General features: G+C 63.8%; 1 protein-coding gene. It reads left to right on the top strand.

The features are described from left to right. Positions 1–9 precede the first annotated feature (9 nt). Positions 10–2,411 (top strand): pyruvate dehydrogenase (acetyl-transferring), homodimeric type (gene aceE, locus ACIQTZ_RS23975; protein WP_402984832.1); only part of this gene is annotated, 2,402 nt, incomplete at its 3' end.

Genomic DNA, 2,411 nt, shown 5'->3' with positions numbered 1-2,411 from the left:
AGGTTGGACGTGGCTGCAGGAGAAGAGACCTCACACATCCTTAGTGGGTTGACTGCCCAGTTGCCTGATCGTGATCCGGAAGAGACCGCGGAGTGGATTGAGTCCCTTGATGCGTTGATCGCGGAGCAGGGTACGGAGCGGGCGCAGTACATTATGCGTTCGTTGTTGCAGCGTGCTGGTGCCCGGAGCGTGGGTGTTCCGATGGTGACGACCACTGATTACGTGAACACGATCCCGGTGGACCAGGAAGCGGTGTTCCCGGGTAATGAGGAGTTCGAGCGCCGGTACCGGGCGTACATGCGGTGGAACGCGGCCGTGATGGTGCACCGGGCGCAGCGGGCCGATATTGGTGTGGGCGGGCATATCTCCACCTACGCCGGCGCCGCGACCCTGTATGAGGTGGGGTTCAACCACTTCTTCCGCGGCAAGGACCACCCCTCGGGCGGTGACCAGGTGTTCTTCCAGGGCCACGCGTCCCCGGGCATGTACGCCAGGGCGTTCATGGAAGGCCGGCTCACGGAAGAGGACCTGGACGGGTTCCGGCAGGAGAAGTCCAAGGAAGGCCATGCCCTGTCCTCCTACCCGCACCCGCGCCTGATGCCCGGGTTCTGGGAATTCCCGACCGTGTCGATGGGCATCGGCCCGATGAACGCGATCTACCAGGCCCAGTCCAACCGGTACCTGCACAACCGCGGGATCAAGGACACCACGGACCAGCAGGTCTGGGCGTTCCTCGGTGACGGGGAAATGGACGAACCCGAATCCCGTGGCCTGCTCCAGCTCGCCGCGAACGAGAACCTGGACAACCTGAACTTCGTCATCAACTGCAACCTCCAACGCCTCGACGGACCCGTGCGCGGCAACGGCAAGATCATGCAGGAGTTGGAGGCGTTCTTCCGCGGCGCGGGCTGGAACGTGATCAAGGTCGTCTGGGGCCGGGAATGGGACACCCTCCTGGAAAACGACACCGACGGTGCGCTCGTGAACCTCATGAACGAAACCGCCGATGGTGACTACCAAACCTACAAAGCCGAATCCGGCGGGTTCGTCCGCGAACACTTCTTCGGCCGCACCCCGCAAACCAAAGACATGGTCGCGGACCTGAGCGATGAGCAGATCTGGAACCTCAAACGCGGCGGCCACGACTACCGCAAGGTCTACGCCGCGTACAAGGCAGCAACCGAATTCAAGGGCAAACCCACCGTCATCCTCGCCAAAACCGTCAAGGGCTACGGCCTGGGACCGCACTTCGAGGGCCGCAACGCGACCCACCAAATGAAGAAACTGACCATGGAAGACCTCAAAGCCTTCCGCGACCACCTGCGCATCCCCATCACCGACGAACAACTCGACGCGGACCTCTACCGGCCCCCGTACTACCACCCCGGCATGGACGCCCCCGAAATCCAGTACCTCATGGAACGCCGCAAAGCCCTCGGCGGGTTCCTGCCCGAACGCCGCCCCTCCCACACCCCCGTGACCCTGCCCGAGACCAAGTCCTACGACATCGCCAAACGCGGCTCCGGCAAACAACAAGCCGCGACCACCATGGCCTTCGTCCGCTTGTTGAAGGACCTGATGCGGGACAAAAACTTCGGCCACCGCCTCGTCCCGGTCGTCCCGGACGAATCCCGCACCTTCGGCATGGACGCGTTCTTCCCGACCGCGAAAATCTACAACCCCAAAGGCCAGAACTACCTCTCCGTAGACCGCGACCTCGTCCTGGCCTACAAAGAATCCCCCGCCGGCCAACTCATCCACCCCGGCATCAACGAAGCCGGAGCCGTCGCCGCGTTCACCGCCGCCGGAACCTCCTACGCCACCCACGGCGAACCCCTGGTCCCGATCTACGTCTTCTACTCCATGTTCGGCTTCCAACGCACCGGCGACTCCTTCTGGGCCGCCGCGGACCAAATGACCCGCGGCTTCATCATCGGCGCCACCGCAGGACGAACCACCCTCACCGGCGAAGGACTCCAACACGCCGACGGACACTCACCCCTGCTCGCCGCCACCAACCCCGCCGTGCGCACCTACGACCCCGCCTACGGCTACGAAATCGGCCACATCATCCGCCACGGCCTCGAGCAAATGTACGGCGAAAACAGCACGGACCAGAACGTGATGTACTACCTCACCGTCTACAACGAACCCATCACCCAACCCGCCGAACCCGAAAACCTCGACACCACCGGCCTCCTCAAAGGCATCTACAAACTCGCAGACGCCCCCGAAGGAGAAAACAACCGGCCCACCGCCCAAATCCTCGCCTCCGGCGTCTCCGTCCCCTGGGCCCTCGACGCCGCCCGCATCCTGGCCGAAGACTGGGGCGTCGCCGCGACCGTCTGGTCCGTCACCTCCTGGAACGAACTCCGACGCGACGGACTCGCCGCCGACGAACACGCCTTCCT

Origin of the sequence: Paenarthrobacter sp. NPDC090520 (assembly GCF_044769205.1) — a bacterium.
In the GTDB taxonomy this organism is placed as follows: domain Bacteria; phylum Actinomycetota; class Actinomycetes; order Actinomycetales; family Micrococcaceae; genus Arthrobacter.
The sequence above is the reverse complement of the archived record's forward strand: the minus strand, read 5'-3'. Positions and strand labels throughout refer to the sequence as shown.